Source organism: Delftia lacustris, from assembly GCF_040267515.1.
Classification (GTDB): Bacteria; Pseudomonadota; Gammaproteobacteria; order Burkholderiales; family Burkholderiaceae_C; genus Comamonas; species Comamonas tsuruhatensis.
The window spans coordinates 3753934-3779452 of record NZ_CP141274.1; the positions used below are offsets into that span (position 1 = coordinate 3753934).

The window sequence follows — 25519 nt, forward strand, 5'->3', positions numbered from 1 at the left end:
CATGCCAGATCTCGATCATTTGTCAGTTACGGGGTTCACTACCGACCGAAGCTTCCAGTCGACACACTCGTTTCCCAAGCCATCGGAGCTTCAGCGGGACCGGGAGCAGCATGGCAGCGCATTGCTGCGTCAACTCGCGAAACTACGGTTAGACGCTGAAGCTCTTTCCTTGGAGCGTGCAAAGCGCGGGCTGACTACGTCCACTGGAATGATCATTGCGATCGAGTTTTCGGCTCAGGCGAAATTTGATGTCAAAGCCCTCGAGTGGCGCAAAGACGAAATAGAGGTTTTAACTGTTGCCCAGTCCGGTGGCGGAGCCCAAGTCGTTGCGCTTCATGTTCCGGAAGGCAAGCTGAGTGCGCTTGAGACTCGGGTAAGGAAGTACCTGAGCGGCCCTATGACAAAGCATGGGAAGCCTCCCCATACACAGCTCGTCAATGCAATAGAGAAAATTCGTGGAGCGGCCTTTGCAGAGTTGTGGACAGAGGAAACGGCACCACCCGCGCCTGAGAAAGCAACTTGGCTGCAAATCTGGTTGCGCAACGGTGCCCAGACCGCGAGCGCAACAGCAAAGGCATTCCAAGCAGCTGCCGTGCAGTTCGGTATTCAGGTCGAAACGAGTTACCTCAGCTTCCCAGGTCGCGTTGTAGTTGCAGCATGGACGACTCGCAAAGCATTGGAGGGCGCACTCAGACTGTTGGGTCTGATCGCCGAGATACGGTACGTTCAACCACACGCAGAGTTCTTTCTTTCAGATCTTGCGCCTCGTGAGCAGGCCCCCTGGGTGCAAGAGCTGCTGCAACGATGCACATTCGCCGAGTCAGACACAAGCCCCTATGTCACCTTGCTCGACACAGGGGTGAACCGAGCCCATCCTCTGCTGGAGAAGGCTGTCGCCCATGAGGACGTAATGGCGGTGGATTCAGAGTGGGGTCCAGGTACGGATGTAGATGGACATGGAACCGAGATGGCAGGCGTCATCTGTCACGGCGACCTGGTGGCACCTTTGGCGCATGATCAGAAGCTCGATGTGCCTCATCGAATGGAGTCAGTGAAAATCTTCCCGCCTGCAGGAGCTAATCCACCACATCTGTACGGCTGGATCATGGCAAAAGCAGTGGACAAGGTCGAACAGAAGAATCCGGGACGCTCACGCATCTTTGTGACCATGACTACAGCGATCGGTCCCGGAGCAGGGATGCCTACGGAATGGTCGGCGTGCGTGGATCAATTGGCTTTTGGCTTGAACGGACTTGACCCTTACACCCAGGGCATCAGCTGGGGTACGGACTTTGCGCTCAAACAGCGGCTGTTCGTGATGTCCGCAGGAAACGTACCCTGGCAGGGTTGGACTCAGTACCCCGATATCAACCACTCTACTTCCATCGAGGACCCTGGCCAGTCTTGGAATGGCCTCACCGTAGGTGCCTGCACTGACCTGACCTATTTGGACATTCAGCGCTGGCCGACGTACGCCCTCATCGCACAGGGGGGTGCACTCTCCCCGGCATCGACTACATCGCGCTTGTGGCGAAACTCATGGCCATTGAAGCCAGACGTTGTAGCGGAAGGGGGAAATGCGACGATTGATGACACCAATGTTCCCGCAGTGGGGCCTAGCAGCTTACGAATATTGACGACATCCCACAGAATGCACCAGGGGCCTTTTGCCGAAACAGGGGATACCAGTGCAGCGGCCGCAGAAGTGGCAAGAATTTGCGCCCACATAAGAGCTAGGTATCCAAACTATTGGGAAGAAACCGTTCGTGCCTTGGTGATACACGGCGCGCGCTTCACTCCCCAAATGCTGGCTCAGCTGCCGAGAGGCGCGAAGAAAAGGGACATGAGGGAACTCTTGCGCACCTATGGCTTCGGTAAAGTCTCTCTGCAAAATTCCTTGGCTTCGGCCGAAGATGCTCCTACTCTCATCGTTCAGGACACAATCGTTCCGTATCAGCTTGAAAAGAGCAAGGTCAAACTCAAAGAGTTGAAATTGCACAAATTACCTTGGCCAGCCGATGAGCTAGAGGCCTTAGGTGAAGTTGCTGTGGAAATGAGGGTAACTCTATCCTTCTTTGTAGAGCCGAATCCCAGCCGCAGAGGGTGGCAGAGCAAATTCCGATATCAGTCTCATGGACTTCGATTTGCTGTCAAGGGCGCCAGCGAAGATGAGGTGCGCTTCAATCAACGAATCAACAAGCTCGATCGCCTTGAAGATTTTGACGAAGACGAAAGCCTGTCGGACCCCGATAAAAACGAGTGGCAAATCGGGGCAGTGCTCCGCGCTAGAGGCTCTGTGCATAGCGATGTCTGGAGGGGGACTGCGGCACAGCTGCGTGAGAAGTCGCACATCGCAGTGTTCCCCATAGGTGGTTGGTGGAAGGACTGGCCAGGAGCCGAACGCGCTGGCAAGGCTACTAGGTACTCGTTGGTCGTTTCGCTGCGACCCATCCAAGAGGTGGACGTGCCAGTAGATCTCTATACGCCGATCGCCACAGAAATCGCAATCGTCAACGCTGTTGACATCACTGCTTAGGCATACCCGCAGAACGTTATGCCCTAGCTGTACTTGGCCGTCAGTGCCAAGCGCTGGCCTTTCGCCTAGTTTGTCGTGCAATTCACCAGTCCAGCATGTCTCCGGTTTCAGATCCCCAATTCTCCCGACTACCTCTAAATGACACCTTGTACCGATTGGTTGGTGCCGCCAAAATACTCCCCAAAATTGATGAGATGGAGACGCCACGTGTGCAGCTGTGGTTTGCTGAGATTGATAATCATGAGCCCGAACGTCTTGCCTATGCCCGGAGAGCCAGCGGAGCTTATAGCCTATTGTCGGTGATTGAATCAGCGGGTTCTTTGCCAGCATTCCCGTTGGGTTCATTCTGGCACGATATGACCAGACAAAATGGTTTGATCATGGGCGATCAAATCAAGATTGAAAACCTTCGCATTCCCCCGCAAAAGTGGATACTTGTTCATCCAAAAGACTACATTCGTATCCACGGGCACTACGGTATACAAGAATTTCCCCTGAGCGGCGAAGACAGAGCTGGACAGCTTCACGATCTTAGAGATGCGCCCTATTATCGTTGCTATAGCGACACAGGACTGGAACTTATTATTCCTGCCTACGAGGTCTTCAGGAGATTTTATGGCGTGTGCTCCTTTTTATCAAATGCGTTACTATCCAATCATTGGAACAATGAGTTGGAGAATTTAATTGTAGGAAGTGAAACGGGATTCACGCCAGAGGGTGATGCCTATAAGATCCTAACAAAACAAAAATTGTCTTCCATCAGCTGCCGCGCCATTGCACATTTCCAGACTTCTGAATACGCCAACAAGCAGGCACAGGGCATATTTGTGGGTATACAAAACTCCCGGAGGTCGGGAGTAACTCACCCATGGGTTCAAGTTCATCCGCACTGGACTGAAGACAAGGAAAAAGACGATATAACACTATCATTTCTTGGTCAACAGCTTTCAAGCGGCGCAATTCTAGTGTTGTGGATTTATAACTCTGAATTTCCGCCTCCTCCCGTGCCTCTCGTTCGTGTCCTGGCCAACCAAAAGATACCGATCAATTCGCAGCAATCTTCACAAGCATTTTCTGAGCCTGCAGGACAACCCAAAGGCTTAAACGGAGACCCTGTGGTTATCCATCCGCCAGCAGATACCAGGCTGGGAAATTATGTATCTCATCTTGCGATCAACGAGATGTGGTCTGATTTACCTGACATGAGGATTGAATATAAAAAGGTTACTTTTACAGATCAGGCCCTAAAATCTGATGAAAAATCAAACAAACGCAAAAGGAACCATGGTACCGGGCATAAATCCTCGTCGGGAAGCCTCAGCAGCGCTTCCCTTAGCGCCCACGCGCAAAGCGGCATAAAGAACAGATTCAGCGCTCTGGCCGCGTGTTTCATGCAGCTTGAGAAAGAAAAAGTCATTAAACAGAGATTGGACTATGCATTAATAAATCCTGTCGCTGTTGGGGGTGCAGTATATTGCATGCTCCCTACTAAACTTGGAACGACAGATATTCCTTGGGCCATTGTGGGTAGAGGAGACGATGCCAGAGGACGGCTGTGCTGGGTGAGTGAAATTGAGCTGCCTGATGGCTCATTACAGTATTTCTTTGAACTTGAAGTTCTGGATGAAGAAGCCTTCTATGCTCTGATAGTCAAGCCAATTGAAAACGATGCGAGGCTTCCAGAAGAAAGTCTGAGTGAAATCCTAAAGCTTGCCGTTTTGACAAAGGGTCGATGGAATAATGGAGATTGGAGAAATCTGGAAAATACAATAGTTCGTGGGCGCATTAAACACAAGTTTGAAAATGGTGTGCTTAGTGCTGACTACGTCCGACGAAAATTTCTGTGAAGTGCGCCTTGTCTCTACAGGCTTAATAACCGCTCTGTAAGTTCTTCCGCTGTGACAGCAGTCAAACCAGTCCTTCCATCCACAAGGAATACGGATCTATTGAAGGGGCGAAAAAGCCAGGACCTATCGTCGATCGCAAGCCAGGGAAACACCATCCGATCGTTGTCCCGAAGCCAAGCATTGCACTCGGCCTCGCGTTCATAGGCAAGAAGTGAATTTGGAACGTCGTGAAGTTCCGCAAAGCGAGGTGTCACATCAAGGACGCGCGAAGCAACATCATCGGAAAAAAGTGAGCGCAGGCTCTCAAGCGAGCGTTGAAGGCGCCAAGTACTTGTGATGACCACGTCCCAACCCGTGCAACGTCGCAGCACGTTCTCGAACACAGGCAAGCAACACAAGTGCTTTGACTCGTGGCAGAACTCGGGATGGATCACTCCATCAAAGTCCAAGAATATTGTGTTCACGCTGCAATTGTAGTGTTGGCGGGTGCCCAAAGGCTTACACCCATCATCGTCATGGTCTAGTCGAGCTCTTTAACGATCCAAGGAGTTAACCAGTTATGCAGAGTTACCCGCAACGCGTTCGAGATAATATCCTTCCCTTATCTGTGGGTTCAACCCTTCCCGAAGCATTTGAAGAATGGTTATTCACCGATGAAGTAATTGATCATGATCATAAAGATGAGATCTGTGAACTGTGCGAGCAAGACGGCCTTCGCTATCATTTCCGCATAAAGAATCAGCTAACGCATCACCATTTATGGGTCGGATCACATTGTATCTTGCGATTCAACGTCTCTGTTTTCGAACAAGGACGCAGGCTTTCACCAGAGGAAGCCAAACGTAGACTGAATCGTCTCGAAGAACAAATGCGCATGGAATCTTGTATCAATGCGTTGGAGAGGGTGGCTGCGACTGAGAACAACGACATTCTGAAAAATGCACTTACCTATCTCAGGAAGAATAAAAATCTAACGCCGAAATATGCATTCGTCGTTTTATGGCGGCTCAAGATTAATAAAATAGAACATAATCCCGGATTTTTTAAGGTCACTCTAAAGACTGCCAAGCAAAGATCGGATTTGCTATCAATGGACGAGAGTAAGGTCCATTTAATATGGCCAGCATTGACGTCCACCCAACGCGACATCGCCATCCGCTTAGGACATACACCTCCCGGGTTGTGATGATAGAAATGTGAGCTTTACCCCCTTAGCTCGCTCAATGGCGAGGCGGCAGCCCGATTTTTTGAGTGCGCGCGGACTTAGGCCGGCGAGGCGCCTTGCGCAGCTGCACAGCGGCTTTTGCCACGCCGCGAGGTACCAGTGGATGTTGATTTTTGGAAGTTCTGGGTCAATGCGTTTGAAGAAGACCCTATGACTTTCAATGGTTGCCGACTAGCGCTGCATCACATTTCTGAAGCATGTCTCTAAGCGCCATGAGCGTCTGCGGATCAGAAAGTCCTGTCTTGCCATCACACGCCACCAAGCGATCCAAGATAGCGGGGGGCCAGTCCTCGATGTCATCGTCCAAGGCCAGCCATTGCCTGGGCTTTCTGCGGGTCACGTCCTCCAGGATTTGCTGGCCACGCGAAGTGTCCCGAAAGCTCGCCAGAAGCCAGGGATCCGCTCCGTGGACACGTTTGTGGAAAGTGCCACCGATGAAGCGGGCGCGCAGCTCCTTGGGCAACAGCTGCAGCGTCTTGGCATAGCCGGGGCGTATGCACCATGTACTGCTGAGCACGATGGCTACTTGGGGGTAGGGGGCGAGTTCTTCTTGCAAAAGGGGCAGCCACTCGAACAAGGAGTGCTCAGAGGCTTGGTATGGGCTCATGTAGATGCCACGTCGGGGATGCCAAAGCACAGCTTCATGGTGAACCACGCCGTCAAGATCAAGATACAAAACCACGTCAGCGCTGCGAGGCGAAGACGCAGGGATGTAGGGAGTCGAGCTGCCTGCGGACATGCTTGTCATGTCGGCATTTTCACGCCATGCGATGTGATCCTCGCCGGTGACCATGGGGGGCAAGGGGCATCCGCCTACGGCGTGCCATTGCCTGCACCACGACACTGATGCCAGTAGCCCAGCCCGCCAGCGGTCCTTGCGACAACCCGACCACTCGTCCATGTCTCTTCCATCCCCCTCTTCAGAATCTGCGAAGGCTCCTGCAGCCGCTCCTGCGCACCACGATCCCACGGCAGTGACCCACCCCACCGATGGCTGCATTCGTGTTCGTGGCGCGCGCGAGCACAACCTGAAGAACGTGGATGTGGTGATTCCACGCAACTGCCTTGTGGTCTTCACCGGGGTGTCCGGCTCGGGCAAGTCGTCGCTCGCCTTCGGCACCTTGTATGCCGAGGCGCAGCGCCGATACTTCGAATCGGTCGCGCCCTATGCGCGCAGACTCATCGACCAGGTGGGCGTTCCGCAGGTCGATGGCATCGATGGTCTGCCCCCTGCAGTGGCTCTGCAGCAGCATCGTGGCGCACCCACGGCGCGGTCATCGGTTGGCAGCGTCACCACTCTTTCGAACCTGGTGCGCATGCTTTACTCGCGTGCTGGAGCGTACCCCGCGCACCAACCCATGCTGTATGCGGAGGATTTTTCACCCAACACCCCGCAGGGCGCCTGCCCGCATTGCCATGGACTGGGCCGTCTTTACGACGTGACAGAGGCGTCCATGGTGCCGGATGATTCGCTCACCGTGCGCGAGCGGGCCGTTGCCGCCTGGCCAAGCGCTTGGCAGGGCCAAAATCTGCGCGACATTCTCACAACGCTGGGCCACGACATCGACGTGCCTTGGCGCAATTTGCCGCGCAAGACACGCGAATGGATCCTTTTCACCGACGAGCAGCCCACCGTGCCGGTGTACCCGGGACTCACGGTTGACGAGGCTCGGCGCGCGCGCCAAGCGGGCCAGCCGCCCAGCTACATGGGCACGTTCACCGGCGCACGCCGCTATGTGATGCAGACATTTGCCACCAGCCAGAGCGCGATGATGAAGCGCAAGGTGTCCAAGTTCATGGTGGGGACGCGCTGCCCAGTCTGCCATGGCAAGCGGCTGAAGCCCGAGTCGCTTTCGGTCACCTTTTGCGGTCTGGACATTGGCGATCTGGCTCGCCTGCCCCTTGACGCCTTGGCCGATGTGCTCCGACCTGTGGCCGAGGGCGCGACCACTCCAACCGTGACGGGCGATGCCGGTGCTGCCATGACTGCTGCTGCGCGCAAGCGCGCCGCACTTCAACGGAAGGCGGACGGCGCCTGCGCCCATGCTGCCGCACCCGATGTGCGCCGCACGCCCCACCTCTCGCCCGAAAAGCAGCTGGCTGCACAGCGCATCGCTCAGGAACTGCTGGTCCGCGTGCAGGCCCTGACCGGGCTGGGGCTGGGTTACCTCTCGCTCGACCGGGCGACGCCCACGCTGTCACCCGGCGAGCTGCAGCGCCTGCGGCTGGCCACGCAGTTGGCATCGCAACTCTTCGGCGTGGTGTATGTGTTGGACGAGCCGTCTGCCGGACTGCACCCGGCCGACACCGCTTCGCTGCTGACTGCGCTGCAACGCTTGAAGGACGCTGGCAATTCCATCTTCGTGGTCGAGCATGACGTGACCACCATGCAGCGCGCAGACTGGCTGGTGGATGTAGGCCCCGGGGCCGGCGAGCGTGGGGGTCGCGTCCTCTACAGCGGCCCGCCCGAAGGCCTCGCAGAGATATCCGAGTCGCAGACGCGTCGCTACCTGTTCGAGGACGGCACGCGTTCACGCCGCGAACGGCGCACCCTCAACCCCGAAAATCGAACTCAGGGTTGGCTGACGCTGCAGGGTGTACATCGCCACAATCTGCGTGGCGTCGACGTGGCGTTCCCTACAGCGTGCCTGACTGCCGTAACCGGCGTCTCCGGCTCGGGCAAATCGAGCCTGGTTAGCCAAGTACTGCTGGAGTTGGTCACCGCCCACTTGGGGCAGCCCCTTGCGTCGAGTGAAGGTGAAAGCCTGGCCGACGGGCCGCCTGATGCCACAGCGGACGGCGATGACCCGGTATCCATCAGGATGACAAATGAAGGCGCCACTACTTCAGGCCGACTTGGCGGGGCCACAGACCACGTTCGCCGGCTTGTGCGCGTGGACCAGCAACCGATCGGCCGTACGCCCCGCTCCAACCTTGCCACCTATACCGGCCTGTTTGATGCCGTGCGCAAGCTCTTCGCAGCTACACCGGCAGCGCGTAAAAGACGCTATGACGCGGGCCGCTTTTCGTTCAACGTCGCCAAAGGCCGCTGTTCCACCTGCGAGGGCGAAGGCTTCGTGAGCGTCGAACTGCTTTTTCTGCCCAGCGTGTACGCGCCGTGTCCCACCTGCCACGGCGCGCGTTACAACTCCGACACACTGTCCATCACATGGAACGGACTCAGCATCGCCGATGTACTTGGCCTCACGGTGGACGCTGCCTGCGAGGCGTTTGCCGCCGAGCCTGCCGTGCTGAGGCCGCTGCATGCGCTGCGCGACATTGGGCTGGGCTATTTGCGTCTGGGCCAGCCCGCGACAGAGCTGTCAGGGGGTGAAGCCCAGCGCATCAAACTTGCCACCGAGCTACAGCGTACCCAGCGGGGCCATACCCTGTACGTACTGGACGAACCTACGACGGGCCTGCATCCGGCCGACGTGGACCGCCTGTTGCTGCAGCTGGACGCACTGGTCCAGGCTGGCAATACCGTCGTGGTGGTCGAACATGACATGCACTTCGTTGCCTCCAGCGATTGGGTGATCGATATCGGTCCTGGTGCGGGTGCACAAGGTGGACACATCGTAGCGACTGGGACACCGCATCAGGTGGCAAGTTGCACCGCCTCGCGCACGGCACGGTATCTGGCGGCCGCATTGAACAACACCATCGCAAACTGAATGGCTCGCTTGCGATCCGCTACCTTGAAAAACCGCAATACGCGGTCGACAACAGCTTTTGCGTGGGCGCACGTCGATTGGCTTATGGCGCTATTCTCTGTTCAAGGCTTGTGTCAATTCATCGTCAATAGAATGAATTTCTTTGCATGCTTTTTTAGTACGCGCTTGGGTCGCCAATTGATCGTAGAAATTAGCGACCTCACGAAGTTGCTCTTCATCCAGGTCTTCAATCCCGATCATACGATTGCTGGCAGATTTACTCGCCGCCAGTAACTCGTTAAGTTTAAGATGTAGTGCGACGCTGTCCTTATTTTGGCTTTGTTGGATCAAAAAAACCATAAGAAATGTGACAATGGTCGTGCCGGTGTTAATCACCAGTTGCCAGTACTCCGAAAAAGAGAACACTGGTCCTGCGGCAGCCCAGACAAGCACGCAAGCTAACGCTATACAGAAAGCAACTGGAGAACCAGCCCACCGTGTCACTTTGCTTGCAAAATGGTCAAATGCCGTCAGTATTGGGGACCTGTCGGCGTAAGAGGCACTGGAGGTGTCCGGCATTGAACCCAGCACGTCTTTGGCAGAGCTATTTGGAGTATTCGTTTTAGACATGATGTGCTCTGGTAATGCTGGAGACCGTACGGTCTCCGGGCATATGTAAAACAATGAATCTGCTACACAGCAGGGGGATCGGTTTCGCGTTCGGGATGTCGATGGCGCGCAATTGCAGATACAAACTGTGCGATTGCTGAATCGTCAATCCCCACCACGATCCCGGGATCTTCATTACCTGAAGGCAGGAGCGGCGGGATTTGTGCCATGTGCATAAGAACCGTGGAAGCGGTCATGACCATTATGGGTTTGCAATGGCGATATTGATCTTTGATAAATTCAAGTGTGTGACCATCCTTAGCCAGTTCCCTGACGCCCCTTTCCCCATCAGGCAAGACCAAAGCATCGAAGAGGAATCCTGGTTCGTTTTCCAGTGATGCATCGGCATCGATGACCGCACCCTTACTGGTGGTTAACGGGCCAATGTGAGGGGCAACGAAACGTGGCACCGCTCCCAGCTCGAAGAGCTTGCTATGCAGCTTGATCAGGCTCTCGGCTTCAACGCCATTGGCAACCAAAAGTGCAACCTTGCGCCCCTGGATTCCTGTTTCTCCAGGTCGCGCGAGGAGCGACAACGAGGGCGACATGTTCACCTCAGCTGCAGGAGTGCTGGTCAGCGCCTTGGGCATCGGCTCGGGCATTTCCGTGATGCCCAGCTTAGCGGCTACCTGGTTTGCTAGCTCTTCAGAGACATTGCGTAAGGAAGACACCATTCGTTCACGGATGGCAGGAACCGTGACCTTGCTCAGCTCGAAACGGAAGGCTGCCGCGATGTGGGCCTGCTCAAACGGGCTTTGGCTATTGAAGAATAGTTTGGCCTGTGTGTAGTGGTCTGCGAATTTCTCGGGTTTCGCACGCACTTTTCCTTGGGCCGCTCTGGCTTCGATCCGTGCAGGAACGGACACAAATCCTTGGGCGGCACCTGCCTGAAAGGGGCAACCGCCGCCCAGAGAATTGGGCTCGTAGGCTACCTTGCCACGGTGAATGGCCTGCCGATGCATACCGTCACGTTGATTGTTATGTACCTGTGTCAAAGGGGTGTTTATTGGGATCTCATGGAAATTTGGGCCCCCAAGCCGCGAGATCTGGGTATCCACATAGGAGTGGATGCGGCCGGCAAGCAGGGGATCGTTGGAAAAGTCGATGCCTGGAACCACATGCGCAGCACAGAACGCCACTTGTTCCGTTTCGGCGAAGAAGTTATCGGGGTTGCGGTTCAAGACCATGCGGCCTATCGGGCGTACGGGAACCAGTTCCTCGGGGATGAGTTTGGTGGCGTCGAGAATGTCAAAACTGAATGCATCGGCCTCTTGTTCGGTGAAGACCTGCACGCCAAGTTCGTATTCAGGATAGGCGCCGGCCTCGATGCGTTCCCACAGGTCGCGCCGGTTGTAGTCCGGGTCCGCGCCCGAGATCTTGACCGCCTCGTCCCAGACCAGCGAATGCGTGCCCGCCTTGGGGTTCCAGTGGAACTTGACGAAGACCGACTGTCCCTCTGCATTGACGAAGCGGAAGGTGTGCACGCCAAAACCCTGCATCGTGGCGAAGCTGCGGGGGATGGCGCGATCCGACATCAGCCACATCAGCATGTGGGTGGACTCGGGCATGAGCGAGACGAAATCCCAGAACGTGTCATGGGCGCTCGCGGCCTGCGGCATCTGGTGATGTGGCTCAGGCTTGACGGCATGCACCAGGTCGGGGAACTTCATGGCGTCCTGGATGAAAAAAACCGGCATGTTGTTGCCGACCAGATCCCAGTTGCCTTCGTCGGTATAGAACTTCACTGCGAACCCGCGCACGTCTCGTGCCGTGTCCTTGGAGCCGCGCTCTCCAGCCACCGTCGAAAAGCGCACGAACACCGGGGTGATCTTGCCTGCCTCTTGGAAGGGCGCGGCGCGTGTCAGCTCAGTAAGCGGCTCATAGCACTCGAAGAAGCCGTGGGCGCCGGAGCCGCGCGCATGGACGATGCGTTCGGGGATGCGCTCATGGTCGAAATGGGTGATCTTTTCGCGGAGGATGAAGTCCTCAAGCAAAACGGGCCCGCGCTCGCCATACTTCAACGAGTTCTGGTTGTCCGCAATAGCCACGCCTTGGTTGGTGGTCAGCACCTGACCCGCCGCATCCACACGCACTCGGTCCAGCGTGTCTACGGTGGCATTGTTGCCCTGCACAGCCTCCGTACCTGTTTTGGCTGAGGAATTTTGCTCGGACAAGGTGCTGGCGGTTGCTAGGCGCGACGCAGAAGCACTCACAGCGCCAGGAGCAGGTCGTGTCCCGCTGTCAAAGCCATGCTCGCCAGTCTTGATCGGGTTGTAAGGGCGGCCGGCAGCAAGCGTCTCAGTCTGAAGAGATTTTTCCGACAGTTGGTCCACTGCCTGTATAGAAGCAGGACCACTATCTGTATTTCGTGCTGGGGCCGCCTTGACGCTGTCCCCGGATACCTTGCCCGTCTTTTTCATCGTGATCTCCTGGGTTAAGAAAATCAGAGGATAAGGTGAGCTCGCAATAAGAATGTAGGAGGAGGTTGATAAGTTCTAGAGATGGCGTCTGGGCGAATATTGAATGGCGCAATATTTTCTGCAATTAATACCGAAACCGCAATTTTTACCTTTACCGGATTGGCTCGTTTGCGGCTTCCGCCTACTTGCCTAGGTGCCAAAATTTGGCACACACTGGGGAGCGCGTTTTCATTATCCCGAGTGTTTAATATCATGCAAATATACAGTGTCGAAATGCGGTTCGTCTACGATGTTCGTGATGCAAGTGGCGCTGACTTTATATTTGGCTTCCCTGTCGCGGCCGACAAACAGCAAGTTATTCTTGACGAGGCCATGAAGATCAATCAACCCGTTGAGTACAAATTGCCAGCCCGGCTACGACGTGGAAATCGTGTATTTCATCTCCATGCAGAGCAAGGGAATTTTGAGCTGCTCTATAACTCTACTTTTTCACTAACACAGCGTGTTTTCCAATCTCGCGAATATAACGAGGTCCCTATTGGTGTGCTACCGTCAAGCACTCTGCCATATTTATATCCCAGCAGATACTGTCAGTCAGATAAGCTAGCTGCAATATCTTATAGAAACTTTGGCAAATCTGAACCTGGACTCCAGCGAATCGCCGCAGTCAGGGCTTGGGTAAGGAACTATATAGCCTATTACCCCGCAGCCGGGGCCACCACAACATCCGCTCTCGACACCATGATTGACCGGGCAGGCGGAGGACGCGAGATTGCCCACCTCACTATTAGTTTTCTGAGGGCGCTTAACATACCTTCCCGTTTGGTCACGGGCATTAGTTTTACAGAAGGTCAAAGTCAACCTATGCCAATTTTCCACGCCTGCGTAGAGGCTTTTCTGAGCGGTGGGTGGGTGTTGTTAGATCCGATAACCACAGGAGATACGAAGAATTTTATAAGGATCGGCAGAGGACGTGATGCGGCGGATACCGCATATGCCACTATTTTCGGTGCGGTGATATCGATGCAGCCCACAGTGTCGATGGAAAGAGACTCAAGTAATTTGACACAGCTGGGCAAATCTCTGTCCACGGGTGATCTGAATTGCAAACAGCTTCGAAGATATTCCGGTGCTCGCCATCCTGCCGAACTTTTATTTTAATGAAACCATTGCAAGTTAAACCATTTCAACACAAATTAGGAGATGTTATCAGAATAAACACCTCAATAGGCGGTATCGTTTATTCACAAAATCCTATTTTTCGCCGGTCATGTGCGCAAAATTACATCAGCATCTCGCGCCAATATTAGAAATTATAGTAAGAGTTAAGAATAAATTGAGTTCGATTGAAGATCTTCATTGCTGCACATAAAATTCGCCAATCACTGCAATATTGCGTTTGAAAAGTGTAAATATGATGGCAGGAAGCCTGGGCAGATTCTCTGGAAAATACTACAGCAGCGTACGTGCAGGCCTACAAAATTCAATGGCGTTCGGTAGGATTATTAGTTTCCCTACCTTCATACTGGAGAAAGATGATGCCTAAGACACGCTATGACGAACGCCAGCTCAAGGATCTGCTATTGCAAATGATGGAAACGGAGCTTGGCGGAGAAAAGGTTTATCGGACCGCTTTGCAATGTGCTATCAACGAGGACCTGAAAGAGGAATGGGAAAAGTATCTGGAAGAGACGTTAAGCCACCAAAACGTCGTCCGCACGACATGTGAGTTCCTGGGCATTAATGCGGACGAAGTGACGCCTTCGCGCCAGGTGGTCAAGCACATCGGATTGTCGCTGGTAAAGGCCATGGAACTGGCGCTCAGTGCCGGTGATCGCAGTGCAGCGCAGCTAGTTGCTTGCGAATGTGTGGTGCATGCGGAGACCAAGGACCACGCAAATTGGGAGCTGCTGGGCATGGTGGCGGAAGTGGCCACCGGTGAGACAGGTAAAGCGCTCAAGGAAGCGCATGCGCGGGTGGAGAAGGATGAAGATCATCATCTCTATCACACAAAGGGCTGGTGCCGTGAACTCGCCATTCAGAGCCTCGGTCTGCCGGCCGTCCTGCCACCGCCTGAAGAGATCAAGCAAGTGGAGACTGCCATTGGTGCATCGCGTGCCGAGCAGCAGCGCAAATCTATGCTCTGACGACCAAAATGTCGCGTAGTCAGGTTTTAAAGCCTACCGACGTGCCTCGTAGTCCGGTGGTTCTGTTGCTGGTTGATGTAATCAACCCATTTAAATTCCCGAATGCCGGCGGTTTGGTTCGCGAGGCAGTACGAGCGGCATCCAGGATCTCGAAGCTTAAAGCCAAGCTTAAAAGTCGTAATATTCCGGCAATTTATGCCAATGACAACTATGGAACTTGGCAGAGCGAGTTTTCTGATATTCTTGTCGAATGCATGGGGTTACCTGGACCTCGTGGCGAGATAGCGCGGACTCTTGCCCCCAGTGAGACAGATCTCGTGATATTGAAACCCCAGCATTCGGCATTTCATTCCACTCCGCTTCAGCATCTCCTCGACCGCATGGAAGCGGAGAAATTGATTATCGTGGGATTTGCCACCGATATGTGCGTCATGCTTTCTGCCACCGATGCACGGATGTCAGGATATAGCGTGTGGGTGCCGAGCGATTGTACGGCAGCTGAAAATCCTTCAAGAAAAGCATTTGCTTTGCGGCATCTTCGCCAGTCATTCAAGTGTTCTGTAAGAGCATCAACCGGTCGGATGGAGAGCGATGATTAAGGACCTGATCCTTTATGCAATAGCGAAGCTTGCCATATCTCACGCTGAACCGCGGCAAGCGATAGCATGTACAGACACTGGTGAAGCAGCGGAAAACCTTGCCATACCAGTGTAGAGGTCAACTACATCTTGTGCGTGATTGATATTTGGAAAAATGCGCCTCCAGCTTGACCGAGCCTCAATGCCTCACCGGATTCATGCGCGATGACCTCTTGGACTTTTGCATGTGCAAGCGCAGTCTTGGCACGCCAATCCTTGGCGCTTTCTGTACATCCCAAACTGGCGATATACCCGTCATAGAGCCCATAGGTACCGCCAAAGATGGTCAACATGGCTGTCTTGAAAGCATGCTCAGCAGCTTTGAGTTCCTCAGAGCCTAGGCTATGAGCATTTCGCAAGACCACTTCGATCTCGCAGTCGGGACTCGGGAGACCCTCAACATAGTCACGAGATGGACGTGCATCCCCGGGCGGAAGATAAGACATCCCTTCAAGGGCAGCAGCCAAGTTGGCATTTTTCTTGGCGTGAGTTTGGTAAACATTCATATTGCTCTCCGTTAACCGTAACTTTCGCTCCTGTGCATGCGAAATATTATCGAATCGGTCCAGCATCCATTACATGCTCACCTTTGCAGGAGCGTTCCACCAAGCTCCAAGTGCTCGACACAGATGTTCTGGATCAGCTGGCTTGGTAAAAATCAGATCGAACTCTGTCTCAGCTATGCGGCACCGCATCTGTGCCTGGCTATGTCCCGTAATCGCCACGATAAAAAGGCGCGCGCCTAGCGCTGAGTCTCGAATTACTTGGGCCACCTCCACTCCGTCCATTTCAGGCATCCCAATGTCCAAGAGGACAACGTTCCAGGAACCCTGCGCAAGTTTTTTCAAGGCTTCTCTTGCACTGGTGCATGGCGAAGCCTCGGCGCCGTCCATTTCCAACAGTGCTGCCATCGTCTCAGCGATATCGGAGTCATCATCCACAACCAAGATGCGCATGCCGTAAAGGGGGAGCGCTCCTACATCCTCATCCGTAGCATCCGTGTCGGGTTGATTTTGCACACTGCCCCCTTAAGGTATCGAGAATAAAAATTCTCATCCATTCGGATGAGAAAGTTTCACCGATGCCCAATTTATTTCAACTGTTGCCATTATTAACAAACCGGTGCAAGCTTAAGACCTGCCTACGACATTGAGGTGATAGAGAAATTCTAAGATCTCAGAGAAATTGCTCAATTCTGTCAAAGCTCGAAAATATTCCTCAGTACCTCGGCAAGATATCACGAGATGGATGTCAACAGCTCAAGCGATAGACCAAGGGATTTCCAGTTGTCACTATGGGATTCTCCAGCTGAGGATGCACTTTGTACATCTTTCTGTAATTGTTGGACTGTCGCAGCTTAGGCACTATCCCGATAAATGCATGAGGAGGTCTGAATCGGGGTCCGTGCGGCAAATGCCTACAGTTCCGCAGCCTTTCTTCTGGCGCGCGAGTCTTGCTGCCAGCTCGGCAGTAGGGTTCTACGCCTCAGATTATGGGCACAAAAATTGCTCCACTACCTGAGGTTGAAACTCAATTTCAGTGGCAGCGAATCTAACGACGGAGATTCTGATGAAGGCACTTACCTACCACGGTTCCAAGGACGTTCGTTACGAGACGGTGAAAGATCCTCAACTGCAAAATGAGGAGGACATCATCATCAAGGTAACTGCTACTGCTATATGCGGATCAGACCTTCATATCTATCGTGGAAAGATTCCTGAAATGAAGACCGGTGATATTCTGGGACATGAATTCATGGGGGTTGTCGAGGAAGCAGGAAGAGGTGTAAAGCACCTGAAAAAGGGAGATAGGGTAGTCGTGCCGTTCGTCATTGCTTGTGGCGAATGTTTTTTCTGCAATAGATCACTTTTTGCCGCTTGCGAAGAAACCAATTCGGGGCGCGGGGCCATTATCAACAAGAAGTCTGCGAGACCTGGAGCTGGACTGTTTGGCTACAGCCATCTGTACGGCGGGTACTCGGGTGGACAGGCGGAATATGCTCGAGTTCCCCAGGCCAACGCTGGACCAATTCTGATACCGGATTTTTTGGGTGATGACCAGGTGCTTTTCCTGTCGGATATCTTGCCTACCGGTTATCAGGCGGCACTCAATGCCCGTATCTCCAATGGGACCAAGGTAGCTATATTTGGTGCGGGACCTGTAGGGTTGATGAGCGCACTATGTGCGCGATTCCTTGGGGCTGAAACCATTTTCATGGTCGACGATAACGTTGACCGTCTGGAATTTGCAAAACAAACATATGGCGTGATACCTATCAATTTTTCGGACATTGATGATCCTGCCGAATTTATTCTTGAAAATACCCACAACCGAGGCGTGGATGCCACGATTGACGCTGTGGGCTTTGAGGCCAAGGGAAGCGCCGTGGAGACCGTCCTCACCACTCTGAAAATCGAGGGCTCCAGCGGGAAGGCACTGCGCCAGTGCATTGCGGCTACCCGACGCGGCGGTGTGGTCAGCGTTCCCGGCGTGTATGCGGGCTTCATCCACGGCTTTCTTTTTGGAGATGCCTTTGACAAGGGGCTGTGCTTTGAGATGGGGCAGACGCATGTTCAGAAATACCTGCCCGAGCTCCTTGATCACATTGCTAACGGATTGATGAAGCCTGAAGTCATTATCTCGCATCGCATGGACTTGAGCGAGATTGTCAAAGGATATGAAATATTTGAAAAGCAGGAAGAATCTTGTCGCAAGGTTGTACTAACTCCTTAGCGTGTTCAATGCTAACATGAATGAAATACCGAGTTCGCCGCACAGGGTGATTCGGCCTGTGCAGATTATCGGCAAAGGTTGTGATTGCATCTTGATTTTTGTTTTTTCGGAAATCTCTAGGAGTGGATTATGTCAAAGCAGAATCGCAAAAACATGAATCATGGCCTGGGTTTTTTCCAAGGTGTAGCAGGACAACCCGAGAAATCACGACAAGTCCATCAGAGGCAATGAGTAGCTTTAATGCCTTGCGTCGCTTGTGATATGCCAAGCACTTTTCAACGTAGTAGGAGCCTTCATGACCCAGTCCTTTACTCCGGAAGATGTGTATCTTGAAAGAGTTGTTTCCGGACTTGATGTTTCCGCGAAGAACCAAGTTGTCTGCTCCGTGAAAGGAGCCGACCGGGAAAAGGATGAGTATTTCTCGTGTCTATGGTTGCTTTCCGCGATGGGCGAAGAGCCCAGACAGCTTACCTGGGGATCGAGTCTTGACAGTGGGCCTCGATGGTCCCCCGATGCTTCCCAGATCGCTTATCTGTCCAACCGGAACCAAGGTTCGTCCCAGGTCTATCTCCTGCCTTGCAATGGTGGAGAGCCTCGCCAACTCACTAGCCTTGCGCGCGGCGCTTCGGATACGCGCTGGAGCCCCACCGGGGACAGGCTGCTGGTAATAGGCGATGTCACCGTTGACCCCAACCAGCGTCAAGAAGGATGCGTCAGGGACGACGGGGCCAAGGCCAGGGCGCCTGATCCAGATTCTCCGAAGCTGTGCTGGAGGCTTCCTTACAAGCTCAACGGAACAGGCTACATCCTCGACACCCGCAGTCACCTGTTCGTCGTGGATGTGAACGATGGGCAGACGACCCAGATCACTTCCGGAGATTACGAGGTCCGCAGTGCGGCGTGGAGCCCGGATGGAAAGAAAATATGCATTTCCAGAACCCGAGAGAAACCCAACGAATATCACTGTACGGATATTTGGGTGCTGGATGTCGAGAATGACAACGTGCGCAGGGCTGAGCGCATGTCCTTTGACCAGGCCAACAGTTCATCACCCAGCTGGTCGCCCGATGGCCGATGGATAGTCTTTACGGGCTCCCTGAATTCAGGTGATCCCAAGTGTAGGCTCTGGTTGGTAGATCTGGAAACCAAAGAGGTCAAAGGGCTGGGCTCCGAATCCTTGGAGGTGGTGCCCGGAGACCTGTGCTGGACCCGAAGCGGCGATTCGGTCGGTTTCATACAGGCGCGCGAGGGTGTGCAGTCCGCCACTTTGATCTCGGTGCCGGAGGGGCAATGCAAAGTGATTGCCAAAGGCAACCGTCATCTGGATTCATTGGCCCTAGGGGATGGGTTTGTGTACACGGCAGAAGATCCGACAAGCCCACAGGAAGTCTATTACAAGGCAATCGGCGGGGAGCAAGAGCAGAAAATCAGCAGCTTCAATGCTTGGTGGAATGAAAGAGACAAGCTGGCTGTGATGTATAGGAGCTTTTGCGCGCCTGACGGCGATGGCGGAACGGAGGATATAGACGGCTGGGTGTTGCAACTGCAAGGCGGTATCGAGAGAAAAAGAAAAACGAAGGGCCCGCTGCTTGTTGATTTCCATGGCGGGCCGGCAAGCTACGTAGATTTGAGGTTTTCCGCCCATTCCTATTGGCAGATATTAGCCTGCGCTGGTTGGACGATATTGTCAGCCAACACGGTTGGATCATGCAGTTATGGCCGAAAGTTCTCGGACAGGCTGCGCGGCAAATGGGGGGAACTTGATTTGCCGCAGCATCTGGCCATCGTGAAGCAGCTGCAGATTGAGGGGGTTGTTGGCGACAGCATTGCGGTCAGTGGAACCTCCTATGGAGGTTTCATGGCAGCCTATAGCATTGGAAAGTGTGAATGGATTAGCGCTGCCGTTGTGTGCGCTCCGGTCGGAAATATCGAGTCTCATTTTGGTACTTCCGACGGCGGGTATTATTCTGACACCTACTCCATAGATGCGAAGAAGATTGAGTTCCACCAGCTCGCGTATCGATTGTCGCCAACGTTCCTTATGGATAACGTGAGAACTCCTACGCTGTTCATACAGGGCATGGAAGACGAGCGTTGTCCAAAGTCGCAGACGGAAGAGCTTTATGTGAAACTGGCTTGGGCTGGAAAAGTTAAGACGGAAATGGTGCTCTACCCTGGAGCTGATCATTCATTTTCTGCCTCAGGACGGCCTTCGCATCGCGTTGACGCGCTTCAGCGAATATGTGAATGGCTTGAAGTTGTATAGAAAATAGGATTTGAGATTCTTATGAGTCCGTGAAAGGGGGTCATATGCGATCTATGGGCAGCCGCCCTGACGGAATATTGAAACGCAAGCAAGCCGAGATGATAAAGCGTATTGCAATTGATTCGACTTCGATATTCGGTCAATTTCAGCTAAATATTTCTGATGGGAATCTGAAGATTTTTCAGAGCCTGGATGGGAGTGTAAATATTTGGCGAATCAGAGACGGCCAGATAAGAAAGGAGCATCACATCAGTATTGGCGATTTTTCCAGGGCTTATGGAATGTGCGCAGTGAATAAGCGTCTCGCACGAATGACAACCATACAGGGAAATATCTTGTAGTGCAAAAAATTGTGCCTATTGATTTTTTACAAAGTTGGATTGGAATTTGATATGACCAAGATGAAAACTCCCACGTCTGCCGAAGAGCATGCTCGATATATGAAGGAAGGGTCTAATGGCAGGGCGAACTACAAGGCTTCTGTCGGAAATATTGGTGAGCCCAGAAACGTCAGAAACGAGCCGGATCCGAAAAATAGAGGTGGAGATTATTTTTCGGGCAGCCCCAGTAGCTTTGGGGGCGCCAGGAATGCTTCTCTGAGTAAGCAAGCAGGAAAAATTGACCATTCTCACGGCGAAGAACCCGCGCAGCACCAACGGACGCGGGAAGACACGTCGGAGGATAAAAACGAAGATTCCGCCAGTTGGCGCAAAGAAAAGAATGACGAAAAACGGTAATGTTAGTTAAGGATCCGTTTATCAGTGAGAGTGGCAGAACTTCTTTGCCATACATGTATTGAAAGGAGTGAATATGAAAAAGGTATCCGTGATGGTGGCCGCAATTCTTGGTCTGGCCTGTTGACGCCGACCGAAAACTGAGCCACTTTTTGCGGTGATGCCGACCCAAAATTGAGCCAGGTGTTTTACCTACCCTGCTGTTTTTTGCAGCAAGGGCATGAAGAAGGTGATCACCATGGACATGATCGGCAAGATAAGGCGGATGCACCGCCGGGACAAGAAGACTCAGCGGGAGATTGCGAGGGAGACGGGGCTGTCGAGGAACACGGTGGCCAAGTGGCTGGAGGAGGCCCAGCCAGTCGAGCCCAAGTACCGCCGGGAGGCGGCCAAAGCCACCAAGCTGTCGGCGTATGAGGGGGAGCTCAAGCAAGCATTGAGTGCCGATGCCAAGCGGCCCAAGAAGGAGCGTCGCACGGCCAAGGCCTTGTTTGCGCAGATCAAGGCGGCGGGGTATGAAGGCGGCTACACACGGGTGACGGACTTCATCCGCAAGTGGCGCCAGGGCGAAGGCCAGGGGGCGGCCACCAATGCGTTTGTTCCGCTGACGTTCGAGCAGGGCGAGGCCTTCCAGTTCGACTGGAGCGAAGACGGCTTGCTGGTGGGCGGGGTGTACTACCGGCTGCAGGTCTCGCACATGAAGCTGTGCGCCAGCGGGGCCTTCTGGCTGGTGGCCTACCCCAGCCAGGGGCACGAGATGCTGTTCGATGCGCACACACGCAGCTTTGCAGCGCTGGGCGGTGTGGCGCGCCGGGGCATTTACGACAACATGAAGACGGCGGTGGACAAGGTCAAGAAGGGCAAAGGCCGGGTGGTCAACGCGCGCTTTGCGGCGATGTGCGCGCACTACCTGTTCGACCCTGACTTTTGCAACAGGGCCAGCGGCTGGGAGAAGGGGCTTGTTGAGAAGGACGTGCAAGACAGCCGCCGTCGCATCTGGGTGGAAGCGGGGCAGCGGCGCTTTGGCAGCTTTGCCGAGCTCAACGCGTGGTTGGGCGAGCGCTGTCGGGCCCTGTGGCAAGAGCTGCGCCACCCGCAGCACAAGGCGTTCAGCATCGCCGAGATGCTGGAGCTGGAGCAAAGCCACCTGATGCCCATGCCGGTGGCCTTTGATGGCTACGTCGAGAACCCGGCGAAGGTCAGCAGCACCTGCCTGGTGACGGTGGCGCGCAACCGCTACTCGGTGCCCTGCGAATGGGCGGGGCAGATGGTCAGCACGCGCCTGTACCCGGCGCATATCGTGGTGGTGGCAGGCGATGCGGTTGTGGCCACGCACGAGCGCCTGAGTGATCGCGACCAGACCCGCTATGACTGGCAGCACTATGTGCCGCTGATCGAGCGCAAGCCAGGCGCGCTGCGCAACGGCGCGCCCTTTGCGGACCTGCCTGAGCCGCTACAGCGCATGCGCAAGGCCTTGGTTCATCAGGAGGGCGGCGACAAGGTGATGGCGCAGGTGCTGGCCGAGGTTCCCAAGCAAGGGCTGGACGCGGTGCTGGTGGCCGTTGAGCTCGCGCTGGAGAGTGCGCCGCCATCAGGTCGGGTGAGCACCGAGCACGTCATCAACGTGCTGGGCCGTCTGCAAGCGCAGCCTCTGCCCGAAACGGTTCAGACCATCTTGCAAGTGAGCCAGACACCCCTGGCCGACACGGCGCGCTACGACAGCCTGCGCGCTGCCAGCGGTGTGCAGGAGGCCGATCATGCGTGAGTTGGACAAGGAGCTCAAAGAGCTGCGTTTGTACGGCATGGCCGGGGCCTGGGAAGACCTGGTCAAGCAGGGCGGCCAGGCCACGCTGGAGAGCTCACGCTGGCTGCTGGAGCACCTGCTGCAAGCGGAAGTCACGGACAGGGCCATGCGCTCCGTGAGCTACCAGATGCACGCGGCCAAATTCCCTGTTCACCGCGACTTGGCTGGGTTTGACTTCGAGTGCTCGCAGGTGGACAGAAAGCTCATCGAGCAGCTGGCCAGCATGGCGTTCGCAGAGCAGGCGCACAACGTGGTGCTGGTGGGTGGGCCCGGCACGGGCAAGACGCACCTGGCCACGGCCATCGGTGTGGCCGGTATCACGCGCCATGGCTCACGTGTGCGTTTTTACTCGACGGTGGATCTGGTCAACGCGTTGGAGCAGGAGAAGGCCCAAGGCAAGGCAGGTCGCATCGCAGCAACCCTGCAGCGTACGGATCTGGTCATCCTTGATGAGCTGGGTTACCTGCCCTTCAGCCAGGCGGGCGGGGCCTTGCTGTTCCACCTGCTGAGCAAGCTGTACGAGCACACCAGCGTGATGATCACCACCAACCTTGACTTCAAGGAATGGTCCAGTGTGTTCGGCGACGCGAAGATGACCACGGCGCTGCTGGACAGGCTCACGCACCATTGCCACATCGTCGAGACAGGCAACGAGTCACATCGGTTCATGCACAGCACGGCCGTGGCCAAGAAACGCATCAAGGCACGCGAGCAGGTCAAGAAGGCTGAGCTGTTCTGAGCGGCTCAAGGGCAAGCCGCTACGGGCTTCGCCCTGCGCGGCTTGACCTCAACGACGACCACCGAGTCGGTCCATCAAGGAGGAAAAACAAGCCTCAGGCACTACACTTATCCACAGCCAGCCTCACCGGTTGTCGGTGTGATGATCGCGGCGGCCGGGCCGGGCACTGCAAATCGGATGCTGCAGACGCTTGTTGGGTCTACACGGTCGAGCGGGCTTGATCGACATCGCCACCGGGATCCAATCCCAAGTTCTGAGGGGGCCGTTTTTTCAGGACTTGAGTTGACCAGACTCCTACTGGTACCGATAGTTGGGTGGCAAGTCACAAAGATCGGATTAATTTCCCAGTTCTAGTCAAGTAACAGCCAGCCTGACCGAAAAGCACTCGAGACAAGAGTTTCGCCGTTCCCGACGGCACCTTACAGGAGTGCACCCCGTGACAGCAGCTACCCTCCCCTCGGCTCGAGGAAACCACGACAGCGATTGCGGCGACAAGGGCTTCTTCGCCTATCACGGCGCGTGGGCACCTGGGGTAAGGCTGTTCCGCAGCCTTCGCTTTGCTTCTAAGGCGTTCATCATCTCTCTCGCCTTTACGTTGCCCGTGCTGGCGCTGCTGATCTGGTTGCTAGCGACGCAGACAACCGATGCGATGCAGGCACGCATGAACGCGACCCGCCAAGTGGTAGAGGTCGCGCGTGGCATTGTCAGCTCGGCTCATGCCGAAGAGCTCAGCGGTGCGATGAGCCGCGAACAGGCGCAGAAACTGGCCATTCACCAGCTCGGAACGCTACGCTACGACGAGAAGGAATACTTCTGGATCAACGACATGCAGCCGCGCATGGTCATGCACCCAATCAAGCCCGAGCTCAACGGAAAAGAACTCGGCCAGATGAAGGACCCGAACGGCCTCGCCCTGTTCAATGCAATGGTTGCCGTGGTTCGCAAGGACGGCAAGGGCTTCGTGGCGTATCAATGGCCCAAGCCTGGGAGCGACAAGCCGGTCGACAAGATCTCGTTCGTTCAGGGCTTCGAGCCTTGGGGTTGGGTCATCGGCTCGGGCGTCTACACCGACGACTTGCGCAGCGCCACTCACAGCCGATTGGCTTGGGTCGGTGGAATCTTCGCATTCGCTCTGCTGATCGCCAGTTACCTATTCCTGAGCTTCTATCGCGTCATGGACGGTGGCCTCAGGGAAACGCGGCGGCATTTGCGCGCGATGACGGCCGGTGACCTCACCACTTCGCCCTTCCCATGGGGCAACGACGAGGCCGCCGAGTTGATGCTCGAACTAAAGTCGATGCAGGAGTCCGTGCGCAAGATCGTGAAAAGCGTTCGAGTGTCATCGGAATCAATCGTGCATGCCAGTACCGAAATTGCATCGGCCTCGATGGATTTATCGGCTCGCACGGAGCAAACCGCGGCCAATCTGGAGCAAAGCGCCTCCTCGATGGAGGAGATCTCCTCGACGGTCAAGAACACGGCCGGAAATGTTAAGCAAGCGGCGCAACTGGCCTCCGACAACTCGCAGGCGGCGGCCCGGGGTGGTGCCATCATCGCCGAAGTCGTGAGCACGATGGATGAAATCAATGCCTCGTCCAGGAAGATCGCGGACATCATCGGTGTGATCGACGGCATCGCTTTTCAGACCAACATTCTGGCGCTCAACGCCGCAGTGGAAGCGGCCAGGGCCGGTGAGCAAGGAAGAGGATTCGCAGTGGTTGCGACTGAGGTTCGCAGCCTGGCGCAGCGAAGTGCGCAAGCCGCGAAAGAGATCAAGACCCTCATCACGACGAGCGTCGAGAAAGTAGAGTCGGGGTCCAAGGTGGTCAAGGGCGCCGGAGACGCGATGCAAGGGCTCGTCGCCAATGCGCGTCGCATGAATGACCTGCTCTCTGAGATCTCGACGGCAGCCTCAGAGCAGAGTAGCGGAGTGTCGCAAGTGGGATCCGCCGTCAATGAGCTGGATCGCATGACGCAGCAGAACGCCGCGTTGGTCGAAGAGACTGCGGCAGCCGCCTCCGCGCTCAAGGACCAGGCCTTCGCTCTGGCCCACGAAGTCGATCGATTCAAGCTGCCCGTCGTGTGCTAGCCGGCGGACGCTTCGACGA

General features: G+C 55.0%; 19 protein-coding genes. 13 read left to right on the top strand and 6 right to left on the bottom strand.

Annotation, left to right across the window (positions count from 1 at the left end; translation table 11 throughout):
* The first annotated feature begins 1 nt into the window (after nucleotide 1).
* Together U6958_RS18565 and U6958_RS18570 are read left to right on the top strand one after the other, a co-directional pair.
* Nucleotides 2-2536 carry a S8 family peptidase gene (locus U6958_RS18565; RefSeq protein WP_016452123.1) on the top strand — a complete coding sequence of 845 codons (2535 nt, stop codon included), beginning with the start codon at nucleotides 2-4 and terminating at the stop codon, nucleotides 2534-2536.
* A gap of 95 nt (nucleotides 2537-2631) precedes the next feature.
* Nucleotides 2632-4383: a hypothetical protein gene (locus U6958_RS18570; protein ID WP_016452122.1), complete on the top strand. Its 1752-nt coding sequence runs from the start codon at nucleotides 2632-2634 to the stop codon at nucleotides 4381-4383.
* 14 nt (nucleotides 4384-4397) lie between these two features.
* Here U6958_RS18570 and U6958_RS18575 read toward each other — a convergent pair whose 3' ends face one another.
* Entirely contained in the window at nucleotides 4398-4847 is a 450-nt protein-coding gene (locus tag U6958_RS18575) for an HAD domain-containing protein (RefSeq protein ID WP_074923752.1), read from the bottom strand.
* 95 nt (nucleotides 4848-4942) lie between these two features.
* On the opposite strand from U6958_RS18575, the gene U6958_RS18580 reads away from it, so the two are divergent.
* A complete protein-coding gene (locus tag U6958_RS18580) occupies nucleotides 4943-5569 on the top strand; it encodes a hypothetical protein (RefSeq protein WP_016452121.1) in 627 nt (208 codons plus the stop codon).
* Nucleotides 5570-5765: 196 nt separating this feature from the next.
* Here the strand turns inward: U6958_RS18580 and U6958_RS18585 are convergent, their stop codons facing one another.
* A complete protein-coding gene (locus U6958_RS18585; protein ID WP_034348641.1) occupies nucleotides 5766-6347 on the bottom strand; it encodes an HAD domain-containing protein in 582 nt (193 codons plus the stop codon).
* A 160-nt stretch (nucleotides 6348-6507) separates the two neighbouring features.
* Between U6958_RS18585 and U6958_RS18590 the strand changes: the two genes are divergently transcribed.
* Nucleotides 6508-9282 carry an excinuclease ABC subunit UvrA gene (locus U6958_RS18590; RefSeq protein WP_016452119.1) on the top strand — a complete coding sequence of 925 codons (2775 nt, stop codon included), beginning with the start codon at nucleotides 6508-6510 and terminating at the stop codon, nucleotides 9280-9282.
* Between the two features lie 90 nt (nucleotides 9283-9372).
* Here U6958_RS18590 and U6958_RS18595 read toward each other — a convergent pair whose 3' ends face one another.
* Together U6958_RS18595 and U6958_RS18600 are read right to left on the bottom strand one after the other, a co-directional pair.
* A complete protein-coding gene (locus tag U6958_RS18595) occupies nucleotides 9373-9891 on the bottom strand; it encodes a low affinity iron permease family protein (RefSeq protein ID WP_193584802.1) in 519 nt (172 codons plus the stop codon).
* A 62-nt stretch (nucleotides 9892-9953) separates the two neighbouring features.
* Nucleotides 9954-12350 carry a catalase gene (locus U6958_RS18600; RefSeq protein WP_016452118.1) on the bottom strand — a complete coding sequence of 799 codons (2397 nt, stop codon included), beginning with the start codon at nucleotides 12348-12350 and terminating at the stop codon, nucleotides 9954-9956.
* A gap of 273 nt (nucleotides 12351-12623) precedes the next feature.
* Between U6958_RS18600 and U6958_RS18605 the strand changes: the two genes are divergently transcribed.
* The 3 genes from U6958_RS18605 to U6958_RS18615 all read left to right on the top strand — a co-directional run bounded on the left by U6958_RS18605 (nucleotide 12624) and on the right by U6958_RS18615 (nucleotide 15096).
* Complete coding sequence (locus U6958_RS18605) at nucleotides 12624-13511, top strand: transglutaminase family protein (protein ID WP_074923746.1); 888 nt, start codon at nucleotides 12624-12626, stop codon at nucleotides 13509-13511.
* 377 nt (nucleotides 13512-13888) lie between these two features.
* A complete protein-coding gene (locus tag U6958_RS18610) occupies nucleotides 13889-14497 on the top strand; it encodes a hypothetical protein (RefSeq protein ID WP_016452116.1) in 609 nt (202 codons plus the stop codon).
* Between the two features lie 8 nt (nucleotides 14498-14505).
* Entirely contained in the window at nucleotides 14506-15096 is a 591-nt protein-coding gene (locus U6958_RS18615; protein ID WP_074923747.1) for a cysteine hydrolase family protein, read from the top strand.
* Nucleotides 15097-15218: 122 nt separating this feature from the next.
* Here the strand turns inward: U6958_RS18615 and U6958_RS18620 are convergent, their stop codons facing one another.
* Both U6958_RS18620 and U6958_RS18625 read right to left on the bottom strand, forming a co-directional pair.
* A complete protein-coding gene (locus tag U6958_RS18620) occupies nucleotides 15219-15641 on the bottom strand; it encodes a hypothetical protein (RefSeq protein WP_128422622.1) in 423 nt (140 codons plus the stop codon).
* A gap of 69 nt (nucleotides 15642-15710) precedes the next feature.
* Nucleotides 15711-16154: a response regulator gene (locus U6958_RS18625; protein WP_046238403.1), complete on the bottom strand. Its 444-nt coding sequence runs from the start codon at nucleotides 16152-16154 to the stop codon at nucleotides 15711-15713.
* 550 nt (nucleotides 16155-16704) lie between these two features.
* On the opposite strand from U6958_RS18625, the gene U6958_RS18630 reads away from it, so the two are divergent.
* From U6958_RS18630 to U6958_RS18655, 6 genes are all read left to right on the top strand, one after another.
* The gene (locus U6958_RS18630; RefSeq protein WP_034348552.1) at nucleotides 16705-17868 is read left to right on the top strand and encodes a zinc-dependent alcohol dehydrogenase; all 1164 of its coding nucleotides are present in this window, start codon (nucleotides 16705-16707) and stop codon (nucleotides 17866-17868) included.
* Between the two features lie 295 nt (nucleotides 17869-18163).
* Nucleotides 18164-20134, top strand: coding sequence for a S9 family peptidase (locus tag U6958_RS18635; RefSeq protein ID WP_016452114.1), 1971 nt, complete (start codon nucleotides 18164-18166; stop codon nucleotides 20132-20134).
* Between the two features lie 392 nt (nucleotides 20135-20526).
* Entirely contained in the window at nucleotides 20527-20871 is a 345-nt protein-coding gene (locus tag U6958_RS18640) for a hypothetical protein (protein WP_128422623.1), read from the top strand.
* A 235-nt stretch (nucleotides 20872-21106) separates the two neighbouring features.
* The gene (gene istA, locus U6958_RS18645; protein ID WP_074923754.1) at nucleotides 21107-22633 is read left to right on the top strand and encodes an IS21 family transposase; all 1527 of its coding nucleotides are present in this window, start codon (nucleotides 21107-21109) and stop codon (nucleotides 22631-22633) included.
* Nucleotides 22626-23411, top strand: coding sequence for an IS21-like element helper ATPase IstB (gene istB, locus U6958_RS18650; RefSeq protein WP_074923749.1), 786 nt, complete (start codon nucleotides 22626-22628; stop codon nucleotides 23409-23411). Before istA ends, istB begins: the two co-directional genes overlap by 8 nt.
* A gap of 436 nt (nucleotides 23412-23847) precedes the next feature.
* Complete coding sequence (locus U6958_RS18655; protein WP_083393685.1) at nucleotides 23848-25500, top strand: methyl-accepting chemotaxis protein; 1653 nt, start codon at nucleotides 23848-23850, stop codon at nucleotides 25498-25500.
* Nucleotides 25501-25519: the final 19 nt, after the last annotated feature.